The sequence below is a fragment of the Sneathiella glossodoripedis JCM 23214 genome, assembly GCF_000616095.1.
Classification (GTDB): Bacteria; Pseudomonadota; Alphaproteobacteria; order Sneathiellales; family Sneathiellaceae; genus Sneathiella; species Sneathiella glossodoripedis.
In genome coordinates this window covers 1,344,069-1,361,461 of the sequence record NZ_BAMS01000001.1, presented here as the reverse complement: position 1 = coordinate 1,361,461, position 17,393 = coordinate 1,344,069, and the positions used below count along the sequence as shown (strand labels likewise).

13 protein-coding genes and 3 pseudogenes are annotated in these 17,393 nt (G+C 47.4%); 7 read left to right on the top strand and 9 right to left on the bottom strand.

Features of this window, described 5'->3' with window-relative positions; all coding sequences use genetic code 11:
• Positions 1-18: 18 nt before the first annotated feature.
• The 3 genes and pseudogenes from JCM23214_RS06815 to JCM23214_RS06805 form a co-directional block, all read right to left on the bottom strand.
• Complete coding sequence (locus tag JCM23214_RS06815; RefSeq protein WP_025898301.1) at positions 19-471, bottom strand: chemotaxis protein CheW; 453 nt, start codon at positions 469-471, stop codon at positions 19-21.
• Positions 468-3,277: pseudogene (locus JCM23214_RS19505) on the bottom strand (hybrid sensor histidine kinase/response regulator). The gene JCM23214_RS06815 and the pseudogene JCM23214_RS19505 overlap by 4 nt, the downstream one beginning before the upstream one ends.
• Positions 3,278-3,529: 252 nt before the next feature.
• Positions 3,530-4,168 (bottom strand): histidine phosphotransferase family protein, encoded by a 639-nt coding sequence (locus JCM23214_RS06805; RefSeq protein ID WP_025898300.1) that lies wholly within the window; start codon positions 4,166-4,168, stop codon positions 3,530-3,532.
• Positions 4,169-4,266: 98 nt separating this feature from the next.
• Here JCM23214_RS06805 and JCM23214_RS06800 point away from each other — a divergent pair, with 98 nt between their 5' ends.
• The 4 genes and pseudogenes from JCM23214_RS06800 (at position 4,267) to JCM23214_RS06785 (ending at position 9,776) form a co-directional block, all read left to right on the top strand.
• The gene (locus JCM23214_RS06800; RefSeq protein ID WP_025898299.1) at positions 4,267-4,473 is read left to right on the top strand and encodes a DUF3553 domain-containing protein; all 207 of its coding nucleotides are present in this window, start codon (positions 4,267-4,269) and stop codon (positions 4,471-4,473) included.
• A 127-nt stretch (positions 4,474-4,600) separates the two neighbouring features.
• Positions 4,601-6,319 carry an NAD(P)H-dependent oxidoreductase subunit E gene (locus tag JCM23214_RS06795; RefSeq protein ID WP_025898298.1) on the top strand — a complete coding sequence of 573 codons (1,719 nt, stop codon included), beginning with the start codon at positions 4,601-4,603 and terminating at the stop codon, positions 6,317-6,319.
• Positions 6,316-9,064 (top strand): annotated as a pseudogene (gene fdhF, locus JCM23214_RS26555) (formate dehydrogenase subunit alpha). The gene JCM23214_RS06795 and the pseudogene fdhF overlap by 4 nt, the downstream one beginning before the upstream one ends.
• A gap of 22 nt (positions 9,065-9,086) precedes the next feature.
• Positions 9,087-9,776, top strand: a complete 690-nt coding sequence (locus JCM23214_RS06785; RefSeq protein WP_025898297.1) for a type 1 glutamine amidotransferase — start codon at positions 9,087-9,089, stop codon at positions 9,774-9,776.
• Here the strand turns inward: JCM23214_RS06785 and JCM23214_RS06780 are convergent.
• Positions 9,745-10,647 (bottom strand): DMT family transporter, encoded by a 903-nt coding sequence (locus JCM23214_RS06780; RefSeq protein ID WP_025898296.1) that lies wholly within the window; start codon positions 10,645-10,647, stop codon positions 9,745-9,747. The two genes, JCM23214_RS06785 and JCM23214_RS06780, sit on opposite strands and share 32 nt — an antisense overlap.
• Positions 10,648-10,748: 101 nt before the next feature.
• Between JCM23214_RS06780 and JCM23214_RS06775 the strand changes: the two genes are divergently transcribed.
• The gene (locus tag JCM23214_RS06775; RefSeq protein ID WP_037492629.1) at positions 10,749-11,447 is read left to right on the top strand and encodes an HAD family hydrolase; all 699 of its coding nucleotides are present in this window, start codon (positions 10,749-10,751) and stop codon (positions 11,445-11,447) included.
• On the opposite strand, the gene JCM23214_RS06770 is transcribed toward JCM23214_RS06775, so the two are convergent.
• The 3 genes and pseudogenes from JCM23214_RS06770 to JCM23214_RS26550 form a co-directional block, all read right to left on the bottom strand.
• Positions 11,440-11,814 (bottom strand): RidA family protein, encoded by a 375-nt coding sequence (locus JCM23214_RS06770; protein WP_025898294.1) that lies wholly within the window; start codon positions 11,812-11,814, stop codon positions 11,440-11,442. The two genes, JCM23214_RS06775 and JCM23214_RS06770, sit on opposite strands and share 8 nt — an antisense overlap.
• 49 nt (positions 11,815-11,863) lie before the next feature.
• Positions 11,864-12,751, bottom strand: a complete 888-nt coding sequence (mmsB, locus tag JCM23214_RS06765; RefSeq protein WP_025898293.1) for a 3-hydroxyisobutyrate dehydrogenase — start codon at positions 12,749-12,751, stop codon at positions 11,864-11,866.
• A 54-nt stretch (positions 12,752-12,805) separates the two neighbouring features.
• Positions 12,806-14,298: pseudogene (locus JCM23214_RS26550) on the bottom strand (CoA-acylating methylmalonate-semialdehyde dehydrogenase).
• Between the two features lie 115 nt (positions 14,299-14,413).
• Here JCM23214_RS26550 and JCM23214_RS06755 point away from each other — a divergent pair.
• Positions 14,414-15,310 (top strand): LysR family transcriptional regulator, encoded by an 897-nt coding sequence (locus tag JCM23214_RS06755; RefSeq protein ID WP_025898292.1) that lies wholly within the window; start codon positions 14,414-14,416, stop codon positions 15,308-15,310.
• Positions 15,311-15,396: 86 nt separating this feature from the next.
• Positions 15,397-15,795: a DUF3775 domain-containing protein gene (locus JCM23214_RS06750; RefSeq protein ID WP_025898291.1), complete on the top strand. Its 399-nt coding sequence runs from the start codon at positions 15,397-15,399 to the stop codon at positions 15,793-15,795.
• A gap of 3 nt (positions 15,796-15,798) precedes the next feature.
• Here JCM23214_RS06750 and JCM23214_RS06745 read toward each other — a convergent pair whose 3' ends face one another.
• The gene (locus tag JCM23214_RS06745; RefSeq protein ID WP_025898290.1) at positions 15,799-16,218 is read right to left on the bottom strand and encodes a hypothetical protein; all 420 of its coding nucleotides are present in this window, start codon (positions 16,216-16,218) and stop codon (positions 15,799-15,801) included.
• Between the two features lie 38 nt (positions 16,219-16,256).
• Positions 16,257-17,366, bottom strand: a complete 1,110-nt coding sequence (locus JCM23214_RS06740; protein ID WP_025898289.1) for a phospholipase effector Tle1 domain-containing protein — start codon at positions 17,364-17,366, stop codon at positions 16,257-16,259.
• Between the last annotated feature and the right edge of the window lie 27 nt (positions 17,367-17,393).

The window sequence follows — 17,393 nt, the reverse complement described above, 5'->3', positions numbered from 1 at the left end:
ATTTTTACCTCTTATAAATTATGCAGCAACCGAACTACCGGCAAAATCCAGTAGACGATCTATTTGCAAAATAACCAGCAACTTTCCTTCCATCCGGTAGATACCTGATGAAACTTCGCGCCAGCGATGGTCGAGCGTTGCTGGATTCATTTCCAACTGGTCGGTCTTAAGGCTTAAAACTTCGCCCACATTATCAATGAGTAACGCATAAGGTTCACCGTGATGTTCAACGACAACGCTCATACGTTGACTTTCTTCCTCTGAAGAGGGAAGTCCAAGACGTTTGCGGACATCAATACAAGTCACGATCCGCCCCCTGAGATTTAGAGCTCCGGCAACTTCATTGGGTGCCAATGGAATGTTCGTCAACTGGATGCTTCCCAATACATCATGAACCTGAAGAACCGGTATTCCAAATAATTGCCCAGCAATTGTAACGGTTACGTATTCCTGTACGTCGCTGTTACTCATCTAGCACCTCCACCTGCACGCAAAGTTTGAGACAAAGTATTCATTAAGGCGTCGCGATCAAATTTCGCAACATAGTCCGAGAATCCCACTTGGCGACCCCGATCAAAGTCCTGCGGTGTCGTGTGTGAGGATAAAGCGATGATCGGCGTATCTGCCCAACGATCATCATTCAAAACTTCTTCGGCAAATTGGAAACCATCCATCTCAGGCATTTCAATATCACTCACAATGATATCAAACTCACGGCCTGCATCTCTCATTGCAAGAGCTTCCATCGGGTTTTCTGCAGTACTGACATCGTAGCCAGCGACTGAGAGCAATGGTACCAGCATATTTCTGAAAAATGGGCTGTCATCCACCAACAAAATACGCTGCGAACTGTGAGAGGACCCGTATGCAGTTGACTCACTGCTACCGAACCAGTCACCGAAACATTTTTGCAGATAGTATCCAACATCGATAATATCGGTTGCTTTACCGCGAATAACAGCGCTGCCGATCATACCTTCGACATTGGAAGCCATTTCTACGTTGAGCGTGTCTTCGACAATGTCGACGATTTCTTCAACGACAAGCCCCATGGTACGTTCGTTATCAGAGAACACCAGTATTGGCTGGCGTCCGGTTTCGACAATTTTCGAGTCTTCGCTCATTGTCACCAGAGGCATGATCTTGCCACGGTACTGAACCACCATCTGCCCATTGGTATGTTCGATGGTATCAACTTCAATTTCTTCCAGACGGGCAACCAGTGAAAGCGGAACGGCTTTAGGTTCTTCACCGCCTGCACGGCAAATCAACATGGCAACCTTATCCGTTTCAGCTGCGTTCCGAGTTGCTTCCTCTTCATGAGTATGATCACCGATCACATTTTCACCTGTTTGCGAAGCGATACCATTCGGATCAAGGATCATGATAACGCTACCGTCACCAAGAATGGTATTTCCTGAGAAGATCGCCAGATGGCGCAGGATCGGAGCGACGGGTTTCACCACGATCTCTTCGGTGTCAAAAACGCGGTCGACCACAATACCAAAGGTATAGGCACCAACTTGCGTGACGATGATAAATTCTTCTTCCCCTTTAACATCGCTCTGTTCTGCAACCTCATCCGCGGCTGTTTCCAGTCGTAGAATATCATTGAGGTGAACAAGAGGTAGCAAGCGATCGCGCAAGCGCAAGACTGGCGCTTCATTAATCATTTCAATAGTGTTATCGCTGCGTTTATCGGTAGAGGCACGCACCAGTTCCACCACACTGATCTGCGGGACAGCAAATCGTTCACCAGCGCATTCAACAATAAGCGCAGAAACAATCGCCAGTGTCAGCGGGATTTTAATAGTGAAGACGGACCCTTTTCCTTCTTCAGACTTAAGCTCAATAGTACCACCGATTTTTTCAATATTGGACCGAACAACATCCATGCCAACGCCACGGCCAGAAACGTTCGTTACTTTCTCAGCGGTAGAGAAGCCAGGTCGCATGATAAAGCTCTGGATCTGCTGAGTACTCATACCCTCAAGCTCGGACTCAGTCGCCAGACCATTTTCAATAACTTTTTTCTTGATCTTGTCACTATTCAGACCACGACCGTCATCTGAAATAGTGATGATGATATGTCCACCTTCGTGATAAGCGTCGAGTACAACCCGACCGGTTTCCTTCTTGCCCGCTTTTAGCCGCTCATCAGGAGTTTCCAATCCATGATCCGCAGAGTTGCGAACCATGTGAGTGAGCGGATCCTTGATCATTTCAAGAACCTGACGATCCAGTTCAGTCTCAGCACCATGCATGACCAGATCAATTTTCTTACCAAGATCATGGCTGAGGTCGCGAATAATACGTGGCAGTTTGGACCAAGCATTACCAATTGGCTGCATTCGGGTCTTCATCAGACCTTCTTGCAGTTCAGTTGTTACATGGCTCAAGCGCTGCAAGGGAACGGTAAATTCGTTATCGTCCATGCCGCGAACCATCTGCAATAGCTGATTACGTGTCAGAACAAGCTCACTGACCATCGTCATCAAATCTTCGAGCAGTTCGACATTTACCCGAATACTCTGGTTTGCGAGTGTAGTTTCTTTTTGGGCACCTTCTTTAGGCGCTTTCTTATCTGCTTTAGCAGGTAAGACTTCATCGCTTGGTGCGACTGGTTCCGCGACGAGTTCAGGCTCTGCTTCAGGAGTTTCCGTTTCTTCCGGACCGGTGCAGCCTGGAATGCCGCTTCAAGCTCATCCAGCGATACTTCGCCAGGCTTTAACCCTTCGTCGGAACTGGCTTCCGGCTCAGGTGCGGCATCGTCTGGCCCTTCTGCAGCCTGGAATGCCGCTTCAAGCTCAGCTTCACTAACTTCCTCAGAAAGTTCGATGACATTGGATGGTTCAGCAGCAGGCGCTGGAGCAGCAGGAGCATCTGCGGGGGCGGCTCCTCCGCCATAAGCCACAGCATTCAAGCGGGCTATCAGATCCGCGTCATTTCCTTCTGGCTCTTCTTCGGTCTGCTCCAAAGTTTCCAGCAGGTCCTTGATTACATCCATAGCTTCCAGAATGATGGTCACCACATCCGGATTCACGCTAAGCTCTTTGTCGCGTATTTTACCTAGAACATTCTCACCGGCATGGGCGACTGCCTCCAGCCGGGGTAGTCCCAAAAAGCCGCATGTCCCTTTGATCGTATGAACAAGACGGAAGATATTATCAATTTGGCTTCCATCGTCCGGATTTTGCTCAAGCGCTACCAAAGCCGCATCTACAATACCAATATTCTCGTTGGTTTCGGTCAAAAATTCGCTTAACAGATCATCCATGGTGTCGTTTTCTCCCCGCACTTTGCAGGCTCACTAATTATGAACTCATGCCACCTAACTTGCGCCAGAATGAGCGAAAGAGGTTAACAAGCAGTTACGGTTAACAAGCTTGTGGGAAGAAAATTGAAAAGTTTTGGAAAATTTTATGCAAGAAAACGCATATAACGAAAAATCAGGCTTTAAAAATAATATTATTTCACCGGAGCGCCAGATAAATCACTCCGGTTTGTTAATTTGCATTAGTAAAAAGTTTCAGGAATTGGAGGCGCTCAAAACAACTATATCCTCTTCCATTTTGGAAATGGTAATATTGTATCCGTTATTGCTGGCGATCGCCATCATATACTGGGCGCCCACATTCTGTGCTGTTAGCTCTTCTTCGTTGTAACCCTCAATCAGCGCCTTGGTTACATCCTCTCGTAGACCTGCCCTTGGACCACTAGCTGTAAATTCGAACTGCCAGCTTCCATTTTCGATATTCCCTGAAACAACCAGCTTCCCTCCGCGAGTCAACGCACCTGCTGCAATTGAGGCAAGGTTACAAAGGACCTTGATTGCATCTTTTGACAGATTTTCAGCACCGCCCGCAGCATCCGGCCAGTCGAGTTCGACTTTGCTGTACGCCATATAGGCTCGACATAAATCACGTGCATCGCGGATCGAAACTTCTTGTCCCATTCCACTGGCAAGTCCAAAGGCCAACCGATAGAACTGCAGTCTGGCCGCTGCTTCGCCAGCACTCTGACTGACAAGAGCAACCGCCTGCTCACGCATATCAGCGTTGTTTTCATCCTGAAGAAGCTCAATCCCGTTATTAACCGCGCCAACCGGACCGATCACGTCGTGACACAATTTGGAACTCATTAACGCAGTCAGTTTGAGATCTATCATTTCCTCAGCCTTTAATACAAGTTATACACAAGGAAGCTTTGGCCCCCGACGAACAGTTTGCTACACTCTGACCCCAACAATCAACCAAGTGATTCAATATGATGGCATTTTTTTCTCCAGGACAGTATGTGAGGCATCCGGATCGCCCCGATTGGGGTATCGGTCAGGTGCAGTCCTCGGTCGCTGATCGCGTTACGGTAAATTTCCAGCATGCTGGAAAACAGATGATTATTGCGAGTATAGTTGAATTGGAAAGCCTGAGCGCTGAACAGGCTCAGGAGCTCTCCAGGGGCAAAAACAACTGATAAAATATTCAGGCCTTTCAAGAAAGAGGCCGCAAAAAAGCTAGAGAAAGTCGATCTTGATCAAGGGGAAAATGCAGGTTTACTCCACACTATCAAGCCATCGGCAAACAGGTAAGGGTATGAGCAAGTGAGCAATTCATCAGTGTTCGAGAAAACAACCGTTGCGCCCGGTAAAGCGAAACACAAACGAAAAAGTCGCTACAAACCTCGTGGCAGGCAGGCGAGCACTCGGGCCACTGCTGAAATCAATCAGCTTTTTGAAGGCAAATCTTTGCAGCGGGACCTGCTGATCGAAAACCTTCATATTTTACAGGATGAGTTTGGATATCTTGATACCGATCATTTGGCTGCGCTTGCTGAGCTTATGCGTCTCCCACTTTCTGAAATTTACGAAGTCGCCACTTTTTACCACAATTTCACGGTCCATGAATCTACACAGGAAGCTCCAAGGCTTACGGTAAAGGTCTGTGATAGTCTAAGCTGTGCTCTCCGTGGTTCAGCACAATTGCAACACGAGCTTTCAAATGCATTCGACGGACAGGTTAAAGTCACGCATGGCGCTTGCATGGGCCGATGCAATCTTGCTCCAATTGTTCGAATTGAAAATCAGTATATTTCGCAAGCCACCATCGATGCTTCGGCGAATGCCATAAAAAAACGCTTGTCTGGCCACGAACATACAGGTCCCGAGCATGACAGTTTGTCCTTAACCGACTATCTGGAAAAAGGCGGCTACCGCATATTAAAAGACCTGTATGCGAGACGAACAACACCGGCCAAGATTATTGAAGAGTTGAAGGAAAGTGGTCATCGCGGGCTTGGAGGAGCAGGCTTTCCCCACGCGATGAAAATTAATTCAGTTCTGTCAATCGACGGCCCCCGGCTGATGGCAGTCAACGCCGATGAAAGTGAGCCGGGAACCTTCAAGGACAGATACTATATGAATACGAACCCTCATCAATTTCTTGAGGGAATGTTCATTGGTGCTGAATTGGTGGAAGCTGAGGAGATTTACATCTTTCTTCGAGATGAATATCCAGATACAGCCCAAATTCTGAAATCCGCGCTTTCAGATGCAGAGATAGCTGGCCTCAATAATGGCAGGCGTGTACATTTGAGGCGTGGTGCAGGCGCTTATATCTGCGGAGAAGAAAGCGCCATGCTGGAAAGTATTGAAGGCAAACGCGCCTACCCCCGGCAAAAACCCCCCTTCCCTGCTCATGTTGGACTATTTAATCGACCTACTCTCATCAATAATGTTGAAACCCTGTACTGGCTTCCTCAGATCCTTGAAAAAGGTGCCGATTGGTATAGGGAGGGGGGTAGAAGCGACAGCCAAGGCATGAGAACTTTCTCTCTTTCGGGGCAAGTGAAGAAGCCAGGTGTTTATCGGGTACCTGCCGGAATAACTGCACAGGAACTCATCGACAAATATGGCGGCGGAATGCTGGAGGGACATCAGTTTAAAGCATATCTGCCCGGCGGAGCCTCAGGCGGAATGCTACCGGCGCATATGGCTGATATACCTCTGGATTTTGGGACACTTGAGAAATATGGATGTTTTATCGGCTCAGCCGCTGTCATCGTTCTGTCCGATCAGGATAACCTGAAAGATGTGTGCCGAAATATCATGCATTTCTTCGAAGATGAAAGCTGTGGCCAATGTACTCCATGCCGAATGGGAACGACCAAAGCACTCAAACTGATGCAAGCAGAACACTGGGACCAGGACTTGCTGACGGATTTGAGTGATGTAATGCGTGATGCATCTATTTGTGGCTTGGGGCAAGCTGCCCCAAATGTTTTGGTCAGTCTGATGAAATTTTTCCCGGAGGAGCTGTCATGAGCGAGACTTTTTCCTTCACACTTAACGGAGCCAAAATCGAAACTGATGGTCAGAAATCCATTTGGCAAATTGCCAAAGACGAAGGAGAGACTATTCCGCATCTTTGCTATGCCGACCGTCCCGGTTTCAGGGCCGATGGGAATTGCCGCGCCTGCATGGTGGAAATTGAAGGGGAGCGGGTTCTAGCCCCTAGCTGTATGCGCAAACCAAGCGAAGGCATGGTCGTCCACACAAAATCCGAGAGGGCGACAAAAGCGCAGACAATGGTACTGGAAATGCTGGTTAGCGATCAGCCACCAAGAGACGACAGTCCAGATCCGGAAAGTCACTTTTGGACTATTGCAGATCAGCTAAATATCAAAGATAGCCGGCTTCCCCCCGAGGAGCGTCACCATGCTAAGGATGCATCACATCCTGCAATGACAGTAAATCTGGAGGCTTGCATCAATTGCGACCTTTGCGTCCGCGCCTGCCGGGAAGTTCAATCCAATGACGTCATTGGAATGGCGTCACGAGGTGCAAATGCCAAAATCGTCTTCGATTTTGATGATCTGATGGGCGATAGCACCTGCGTTGCCTGCGGTGAATGTGTTCAAGCATGCCCAACCGGAGCATTGCTGGAAAAATCCTGGGTTGCCCCGTCCAAGATTGACCGCCAAGTCAACAGCGTTTGCCCGTTTTGTGGTGTTGGCTGTCAGCTAACCTATAATATTTCCAACGAAAAAATTGTCTCGGTTGATGGCCGCAACGGCCCAGCCAACGAAGAACGCTTGTGTGTCAAAGGCCGGTTTGGATTTGATTACGTTCACAACCCGGAGCGCCTGACGAAGCCGTTGATCAGAAAAGAAGGTATTTCCAAATCAGATATTGAAACTCTCGACCCAGCCAATCCCTATACCCACTTTCGGGAGGCAAGCTGGGAAGAGGCTCTTGATACTGCAGCCAAAGGGCTCTTGAAAGTTAAAGAAGAAAAAGGTCCAAGGGGGCTTGCTGGCTTTGGTTCCGCCAAAGGATCAAACGAAGAAGCCTACCTGTTTCAAAAACTGGTCCGTACCGGATTTGGAAGTAACAATGTGGATCACTGCACCCGACTATGTCACGCTTCCTCTGTAGCAGCCCTGCTCGAGACGGTAGGATCCGGCGCCGTATCCGCACCATTCAACGAAGCCGAAAATTCAGATGTTATGATCATCATCGGGGCCAACCCCGCGATCAATCACCCTGTCGCTGCAACATTTTTTAAAAATGCTGCTAAAAACGGGGCTAAACTTATCATTATTGACCCGAGGAAACAGGCACTTAGCCGATACGCTGCATATCATCTGCAGGAAAAGCCGGGCTCCGATGTAGCGCTCCTTAATGCAATAATGAATGTTATCGTCGAAGAAGGGCTTGCAGATCAGGATTACATTTCAAATCATACTGAAGACTTTGAAACCCTGAAAGCTCACCTTGCCGACTACACACCTGAAAAGATGGAAACTCACACTGGCGTGGCCCCAAAAGACATCCGCGCCGTTGCCCAATTATTTGCGAAGCAAAAGCCGGAATAATTTTTTGGGGGATGGGCATCAGCCAGCATGTCCATGGAACCGACAACTCCCGCTGTCTGATTTCTCTTGCGTTGATGACCGGTCAGATTGGCAGGCCGGGAACAGGGCTTCATCCCTTGCGCGGACAAAACAATGTTCAAGGGGCATCCGATGTCGCTTTGATCCCCATGTTTTTACCCGATTATCAATCGGTAGAAGATCCAGCAGTTCGTTCAAAATTTGAAACCTTCTGGAATGCTGAACTGGATCCAGAAAAAGGATTGACCGTGGTGGAAATCACGGAAGCAATCCACAACGATCAAATTCGCGGAATGTATATCATGGGTGAAAATCCGGCCATGTCAGACCCGAATGTCACCCATGCCAGAGAAGCGCTTACCCTGCTCGACATGCTTGTGGTTCAAGACCTTTTCCTTACAGAAACAGCAGCCTATGCGGATGTTATTCTCCCCGCCTCTGCCTGGCCGGAAAAAGATGGGACTGTAACCAACACCAATCGGCAGGTTCAAATGGGAAGGGCGGCCATTACACCCCCCGGCGATGCTAAACAGGACCTATGGATCATTCAGGAAATCGCGAAACGCATGGGCTTGAAATGGAATTACAATCATCCTGCGGACGTATTTGGTGAAATGACTGAAGTTATGGACAGCATAAAAGGTCTGAGTTGGGAGCGCTTACAAGCTGAGGACTCTGTAACTTACCCATGCACCGATAGAAATGATCCCGGCCAGCCCCTTATTTTCCAAAACGGTTTCCCAACGTCATCAGGGCGCGGCAAATTTGTGCCGGCCGATCTTATTGCACCTGATGAGATTCCGGACAGGGAATATCCAATCGTTCTGACTACGGGCAGATTGCTGGAACACTGGCATACAGGTCGATGACAAGACGCGCAACAGTTCTTGATGCTGTTGAACCGGAGCCTACTGTACAGATGCCGCCGGCAATGATGGAAGAGCTGCAACTGTCGTCTGGTGATTATGTTGACGTTTCATCCCGGCGTGGGCACCTAAGGCTCAAGGCCCGGTCAGATGCAGCAGTTCAACAAGGAATGGTTTTCATCCCATTTTGTTACGCCGAAGCTGCCGCCAACCTCTTGACCAATGATGCGCTTGATCCATTTGGTAAAATTGCAGAAGTTAAATTTTGTGCGGTAAAGCTGTCGAACCCGCAACTGAGTACGACCTGATCGGTATATAGGAACCTATGAATTGAGAAAAATTGGCATTCTACAGACCGGCATTATCGGAGGTGACCTTGCGGCGAGCTTTGGCGAATACCCTCAAATGTTTATGAACATGCTAGGTACCGATGATTTCTCCTACACAGTGTATTCAGTGACAGAAAATGTGCTTCCTGAATCCGCCGATGAGTGCGATGGTTGGATTATTACGGGCTCCAAACATGGTGTATATGAAGATCATAGCTGGATTACACCCTTGGAAAACTTCATTAGACGTCTCGTTAAATCAGGCAAGCCTACCCTTGGTATCTGTTTCGGGCATCAGATTATGGCACAGGCTTTAGGCGGGAAAGTCGAAAAATCCGACAAAGGCTGGGGTGTCGGCATCCATGAATATCTAAACTTGGAAACTGGGGAGACGAACAGATTACTCGCCTTTCATCAGGATCAGATTGTAACGCCGCCCCCCGGCACAGAAGTCACACTTAGATCCGACTTCTGTAAATATGCGGGTCTGCGTTACTCAAATAACTGCATATCATTGCAACCCCACCCCGAACATACAATCGGCTTCACCAGAAACCTTCTAAAGCTTCGAAAGGGTGATGCGATCCCCGAGCCTGTTGCAGATGTCGCGCTCAGCTCTTTGGAAACACAAAACTCCCATGCACTGGTCATAAACAGGCTTAAGTCATTTTTCCTGAATTCTGCAATTTAGCCATAACCTTACGTTCACGATAGAAAGTGTAAATTCCCATTGAAACGACAATGGCGCTACCAACCAACATCCAGACATCCGGAATGTCACCAAACACAATAACGCCAAGCAACATAGACCAGATCAGGATCGTGTATCTGAAGGGAGAGACAAACCCGATTTCGCCCACACGCATGGAGCTGACACTCAGCACATAACCTGCAATTACAAAAATTGAGGCAGCAAAAAGAATTGAAATATTTTCCAATGTGACTGGCTGCCAATCCACAAACAATAACATGACAGCCGAGCTGATCGTAATCCCTACTGAAGTTATAAAAGATACCAGAAATGACGGGACGGCTTTCGATATTCGGCGTGTCGCGAGATCCCGCGTCACAATAAATACAACGGCTGCCAGGGCATAAAAGGAATAATGGGTAAACCCTTCAGTTCCAGGCCGAACAATGATCATTACCCCAATAAAGCCGATTATAACCGCGATATAGCGCCGCCATCCGACAGGCTCTTTCAGGAATATGGCAGCGCCCACGGTGACTGCAAGTGGCATCGACTGAAGGATTGCTGTAGCGTTGGCAAGCGGCATATTAAATACGGCATATAAAAAGAAAAACGCACCTATAATTTCACCTGCACTTCGCAACAGGATCAATTTCCAGTCAGCTTTGGATATTCCCTGCAATCGTACTTTTTTACGGAGCGCCATTAGACCCAAAAAACCGGTCGTGAACAGGGACCGCAAAAAGATTGCCTGAAACAGAGGAAAAAAAGCAGATGAGGACTTTATCAATGCATCATTGATAGCGAACGAAGCCATACAGGCCGCCATCAAAATGGCCCCTTGCATATTGTCAGATAGTTTTGTTTTCATAAATTTACTAAGAAGTAAAACTCATCGGCACGCAAATAAAATTTGCGACGGTCAGCCATGCAATATATGAATAACCGCATCAAAAAGCCGGAGTGCAACACATGCCCCTTTCCACAATTGCCTTTGATGCAGATGACACGCTCTGGGAAAACGAGAAAATCTTCAAACTAACAGAAGAACGCTTCAGGTCCCTGCTCTCTCCCTATTGTGATAAAGACGAGCTATACGACCATCTTCTTGAAACAGAACGAAAAAACCTTTCATATTACGGCTACGGGATCAAAGGCTTCACCTTATCCATGGTGGAAACCGCCATCAAGATAACCGGCGGCAGCATTCCAGCATTTGAAATACAGGAAATCCTGAATGCAGGCCGGGCAATGCATGATCACCCTGCTGAACCTTTCGAGGGTGCGCAGGATGTTCTGGCATCACTTTCCGAAGATTATCGCATCGTTCTGATTACAAAGGGTGACCTGTTCGATCAGGAGCGTAAACTCGCGCAGTCTGGGCTGGGAGATTATTTTGATGCAATTGAAATTGTGTCAGAAAAAACAGAGCACACATATAGGCGAATTTTTGACCAGTTTGGCGACGGACCATCACGCAGCATGATGGTGGGTAATTCACTCAAATCAGATGTCACACCTGCCATCAACGCTGGCGCGACAGGTGTCTATATACCATCCGAAGTCGAATGGGCATTGGAAGCAGCTGAAAAACCTCAATCTCACGAACGTTTTTATGAGCTTACTTCTCTGCAAGAAATTCCTGCGCTGGTTAAACAGCTAACTACTTAAGTGCAGTTACCTCAATTTCGATTTTCATTTCTGGGTTCATCAATTGCACCTGAATCATTGTTGCTGCGGGTTTTGCCTTCGCAAAGGCAGCTTTAAGCGCAGGCCAGCAAGACTCAAAATCCTTGCCATCAGGCAGGATATACGTTGCTCGCACCACCTTATCGAGCGACGAGCCCGCTTCCTGCAAAGCGTGTTCAATATTCTTCAAACATTGTACAGCCTGATCATAAGCAGATTTCGCTAATTGCATGGTAGAATAATCATATCCGGTCGTACCGGCCACATGCACATAATGATCATCTACAACAGCCCGGGAATAACCGATCTGTTCTTCGAATATTGATCCGGAAGAAATATGTTTCACCATTCAGCTCACCTCAAAAAAAGGCCATGATTTTCATCATGGCCTGTGTTGATTAACTGTTTCTAATCATATTTATGATGCCAGAGAAATCCATCTGCGCACCGTCTCCTGAAGCATATTTTTCATATAGCTCCTTCGCAGCCTTACCAAGCGCGGTATCAGCATTGATGCTATTCGCAGCTTCCTGCGCAAGGTTCAGGTCTTTAAGCATATTCTGCCCTGTGAAACCCGGTTTGTAATCATTATTGGCCGGTGACGTTGGAACCGGACCAGGTACTGGACAATAAGTTGTCAATGACCAGCACTGACCTGACGCAGTAGACGCAATATCAAACAAAGTCTGATGATCCAATCCAAGCTTTTCACCCAATACGAATGCCTCAGACACCGCTATCATGGAAATGCCCAAAATCATGTTATTGCATATTTTGGCAGCCTGACCGTTGCCTGACCCGCCGGTATGAACAATGTTTTGTCCCATGACTTCCAGTATTGGTTTTGCCGCTTCAAATGCACCTGCTGGACCGCCAACCATAAAGGTCAGTGTACCTGCGGCTGCACCGCCAACGCCGCCACTAACTGGGGCATCAACCATCATCATACCCTTGCTAGCTGCGGCAGCCGCAACTTCGCGCGCTGTATCTACATCAATTGTCGAACAGTCAATGAAAAGCGTACCTTCATCAGCAGCAGCTATCGCGCCCTCGTCCCCCAGATAAACACCACGAACGTGATCACCTTTAGGAAGCATGCTAACAACGATATTAACGCCCTTGGCAGCATCGCTGGCACTTTTTGCAGCCTCACCGCCAGCGTCCACACAGATCTTGACAGCAGCTTCGGACAGATCAAAAACCTTTACATTATGTCCGGCTTTAAGAAGGTTGAGCGCCATTGGCCCACCCATATTCCCAACACCGATAAATCCGATTTTTGCCATTTCTTCCTCCTGTAAAAAAGCGTCCTCAACAACTTGAAGACGCTTTTCCTTATTTTATTTATGTGTTGGCATCACAAATTCAGCACCTGCCTTAATTGAGTCAGGCCAACGTGAAGTCACTGTTTTAACTTTAGTGTAGAAGCGAACGCCTTCTGGGCCATGTTGGTTATGGTCACCAAATGCAGATGCTTTCCAGCCACCGAAGCTGTGGAATGCAAGCGGCACAGGGATCGGAACGTTCACACCAACCATACCAACTTCAACATTGTTTGAGAAAGCACGAGCGACATCACCATTACGAGTGAAGATAGACGTACCATTACCAAATTCATGCTTATCAACCATTTCGATGGCTTCGTTGAAATCTGGTGCCCGAACTACAGAAAGTACGGGGCCAAAAATTTCTTCTTTGTAGATGCGCATGTCTGTTTTCACGTTGTCAAACAGGCAACCTCCCATATAGAAGCCATCCTCGTAACCCTGAAGCGAGAAATTACGACCATCTACAACAAGGTCCGCACCTTCTTTCACACCAAGATCGACATATCCCTTCACCTTCTCCAAATGCTCTTTGGTTACCAGTGGTCCCATGTCTCCATCATCAGCAGATGGACCAACTTTCAACTCCTGAACACGTGGCGCCAAACGTTCCACCAACTTATCGCCAGCGTCCCCTACGGCGACTGCAACAGAAATAGCCATGCAGCGCTCACCAGCTGAGCCATAACCGGCACCGATCAACGCATCTGCAGCCTTATCCATATCTGCATCTGGCATAATTACCATATGGTTTTTAGCGCCGCCCATGGCCTGGACACGTTTACCTGCTGCTGCAGCACGAGCGTAAACGTATTTTGCAATTGGGGTGGAGCCGACAAAACTAATGGCTTTAACGCGCTCATCATCAAGCAATGTATCCACGGCCACTTTGTCACCATGGACCACATTCAGTACACCTGCAGGGGCACCAGCCTCAAGCATCAACTCACCCAGACGAACCGGTAGGATGGATCTTTTTCAGAAGGTTTCAGGACAAAGGTATTGCCGCATGCAATGGCAACCGCAAACATCCACATTGGAACCATGGCTGGGAAATTGAAAGGCGTAATACCAGCAACCACACCCAAGGGCTTGCGCATGCTGTACATGTCAATGCCGGATGACACATTGTCTGAAAATTCACCTTTAAGAAGATGTGGAATGCCACAGGCGAACTCTACGACTTCCAGGCCACGGATAATGGAACCCTTGGCATCGGAATGAACCTTGCCATGTTCGCTCGACAATAGCGCAGCCAGTTCTTCGATATTTTCTTCAACAAGTTGCTTGAACTTGAACATGACACGGGCACGTGTAATTGGCGATGTGTTTGCCCATTCAGGGAATGCTGCAAGGGAGTTGGCAATTGCGTCACCCACTTCAGCTTCTGTCGCCAATGGGCAGTCTTTTGTCTGCTCACCTGTGCTTGGGTTGAAAACAGGACTGAAGCGCCCTGATTTACCTTCTACGTGTTTACCACCAATAAAGTGCTTAATCTGGGTCGTCATTTGTGTCTCTCCCAATATAGTCATTTGATGCCAGACACTTTACATGGGTATAAATGCAAAGTAATCAGGTAAGATTGCAGATACATTGTGCAAAAATACACAGAAATTACAGAGAATGTTTGATTGGAACGATATCCGCTTTTTTCTTGAGCTTAGCCGTAAAGGTCGGCTAACGGAAGTAGCAAAAGCGCTAAAAGTTGACCACACAACGGTAAGCCGCCGGATTTCTACTCTTGAGAAAAATCTGGATGCAAAATTGTTTGAAAACACCACTCGGGGCTATGTATTGACCCAAGCTGGAGAACGCCTGCTGACACAAGCCGAAGTCATGGAGAGTGCCTCTGCGACGATGCAAGATATGATTGGCGGAGAAAACAGAAACCTTACCGGGGTCGTGCGCTTGGGGGTACCCGAAGGGTTCGGTAGTCAGTTTTTATCTCGAGACATGCCGTTATTTCAGGAGCTACATCCGGAAATTGAGCTTGAATTTGTTGCCAACGATCGCTTTGTAAGCCTTTCCAAAAGAGAAGCGGACCTTTCCATTACGTTGGAGCGTCCTCGTTCCGGCCGGCTAGTTTCAAAAAAACTAACGGACTATACCCTGCGCCTCTATGCCAGCCGCAGTTATATCGACAAGCATCCACCCATTCATTCCGTTGCAGATTTGAAAGACCATAATTTTGTCTCCTACATCGATGAACTCGTCCCCGACCCGCAAATGCTTTATCTAAGCGAGTTTGTCAGTAACCCCAACGTGACCTTGAAAAGTTCCAGCATTGTGTTTCAGTTTCAGGCTGCTTTGGCCGGGGCCGGTCTCAACATTATGCATTGTTTTGTCGCCGATCAGTATGAAGAGCTTGTGCAAATACTGCCTGAAGACATTCGTGTTGACCGGGAATACTGGCTGAATACCCCTGAGGAAATTCACGATCTGGCTCGGATAAAAGCGGTCAGCCAATTCCTCACCGAACGGGTTGCCGCGCGCAAAAATGAACTGCTCGGGATAAAATAACTGATTGGGATCATATTTAGTATTTCTTTAACCTTTTATTTTAGATTTTTCTGAATTAAATTTAAAATCGGTTCAGGAATTATCAGATGTTGGAAATAGCGGTCGAAAAAGTCTGTGATGTGATCATAAATTCCCTGGCACTGAATGCCAGTCTGGAAGAAGGTGGTGATGATTTTTCTGAGCTTCCTGATATTGATGAGGATCTGGAATACAATTCTGCGAGTGATGGTCGTTTCGAAGAACTGAAACGCGTCATCAACAAATTCAATATTGAAGAACGCCAACATCTTGTTGCTCTGGCGTGGGTTGGCCGCGGAACTTTTTCTGCTGATGAATGGACCGACGCGTTGGAGGAGACGGAAAATCTGGATCCAGAGCATATTGCTGATTATCTGGTGAATATGTCTCAGCTTGGTGATTATCTGGAAGAAGGACTAGCTGAACTTGGTTTTTCTTCCGAAGAATTTGAAACCGGTATTCGTTAAATCTTAGGCAATGCGCGTGACCGTCACCTCCAAAAAACCTCTATTATTGTCGTAATAGTCGGCTAAATCGTTGGGGAACAAAAACAACTCCCCGCTCTGCGAAACCATAAACGGCTCGTCTATACAATCACAAACTCTAAAAATTGTTGCATCATTCCTGTCTATATTTCCAAGTAGCTCAAACCAGTTGGCCTCTGGATGTCTCCTGTCTCCTTCTTTCATTGCAAAAAACGGGCGCTTGAAAAAGCTGATGACATCCGCAGCTTTCCAACCGCTTGCACCACATTTGATGGTCTTATCCACCCATTGAACAGTATCCTGAACCTGAAATTTGTATTTCTGTCCCGCGACAACTGAAATACGCGTTGGACAATGCTTTTGGGTTGCATGCGACTGAACAGTAATAGCCGCCCCTATATCCAACGTGCAAAGATCTCTTGGCCAGTTCTGTTGATAGTCTTCTACATTAAACTCTTGCTCAGAAGAGATAGAAAGGTCCCGTCGATAGAGCGATGCACGATACCATCAAATAGCGCCGCGGTGCGATAACTTCGATCATCGGCAATTCGATCAAATACAGATTCGTGAACCAGCGGAACAGGATTTACTGCTGCGTTATTCTTACTTGCGCAGATACGCGGGTCCCGATCGCTGAGAAAAATATCACCAAGTCGCGTGTGCCAATGGATAGTCGCCAGATGATCAGGATGAATTTTGATATCGTTAAAATCCAATCCGAATTCCCGCTCGCTAAACTCCGCATTTGCTACTTCCTGCGGCGTTCTGAACTGTATTTCAGCAAATCGGCTCTTCACCTCATCAATCATATGTTTCAAGGCAATATTGGAAAGCCCATCATAATAATAACCGCCACCGACATCTGAATGCACGCCGGGAAACCAGATTTCCGTCACACGAGCCTCATCTGCCATCAAAGTTGGACGAAAAGCGTTTCGCCGATCATCCAGTGAAACCAGATGCAGCGCTTCCCTCACATTGTCAGCGACTCTGTTTTTGTCTTTAAAAATAACTGTCTTTTCGGGAAGCTCACTGTCTTTGAGATTTGGAAGACCAAATGAAGCCACCGTGTCAAAGACACCTAAAAAATGAACTGGTTTTTCATCCAATTCCAGATCATGTTCCGAATCCGTGATCACTTTGGAAAACCGCCGCGCTATGGCTGCACCGCGACTAAACCCAAAAACAAATATTTTATCCCCAGCCGCATAATGGTTCCGCAGAACCTCAATACCACTGCGAATTATTTTACTTACATCAAGAAGCCTTGGCGCGAGTGCCGCGTTGAGTAATTTACCGACTGGCCCGCCATAGGTACCCACACCCTGAAAATAGAAAACGGGCTGGCCGTCAAAGGCACTTTGCAAAAGGGGATCATCCGCATCTGATTTAATCTGATTCAGATTTTCAATACGGCCACCAAGCAGAAAATACAATTTCAGGACGTTGCTAATGCCGTCATCTTCAACGCCACCTTCATCCAAAATTTCCTGATCGGCATCTTCGGGATCATTACGGGTTCCGTCAAAGCATATGATGATATTCTTCGCCATGACGCCCCCCAAACATAGCTGATAAAT

Excerpts from the sequence above, each read along its gene's own strand:
- JCM23214_RS06805 (WP_025898300.1), bottom strand. The coding sequence starts at position 4,168 with ATGATAGATCTCAAACTGACTGCGTTAATGAGTTCCAAATTGTGTCAC.
- JCM23214_RS06775 (WP_037492629.1), top strand. The coding sequence starts at position 10,749 with ATGCCCCTTTCCACAATTGCCTTTGATGCAGATGACACGCTCTGGGAA.
- JCM23214_RS06755 (WP_025898292.1), top strand. The coding sequence starts at position 14,414 with ATGTTTGATTGGAACGATATCCGCTTTTTTCTTGAGCTTAGCCGTAAA.
- JCM23214_RS06770 (WP_025898294.1), bottom strand. The coding sequence starts at position 11,814 with ATGGTGAAACATATTTCTTCCGGATCAATATTCGAAGAACAGATCGGT.
- JCM23214_RS06750 (WP_025898291.1), top strand. The coding sequence starts at position 15,397 with ATGTTGGAAATAGCGGTCGAAAAAGTCTGTGATGTGATCATAAATTCC.
- JCM23214_RS06815 (WP_025898301.1), bottom strand. The coding sequence starts at position 471 with ATGAGTAACAGCGACGTACAGGAATACGTAACCGTTACAATTGCTGGG.
- JCM23214_RS06800 (WP_025898299.1), top strand. The coding sequence starts at position 4,267 with ATGATGGCATTTTTTTCTCCAGGACAGTATGTGAGGCATCCGGATCGC.
- JCM23214_RS06780 (WP_025898296.1), bottom strand. The coding sequence starts at position 10,647 with ATGAAAACAAAACTATCTGACAATATGCAAGGGGCCATTTTGATGGCG.
- mmsB (WP_025898293.1), bottom strand. The coding sequence starts at position 12,751 with ATGGCAAAAATCGGATTTATCGGTGTTGGGAATATGGGTGGGCCAATG.
- JCM23214_RS06740 (WP_025898289.1), bottom strand. The coding sequence starts at position 17,366 with ATGGCGAAGAATATCATCATATGCTTTGACGGAACCCGTAATGATCCC.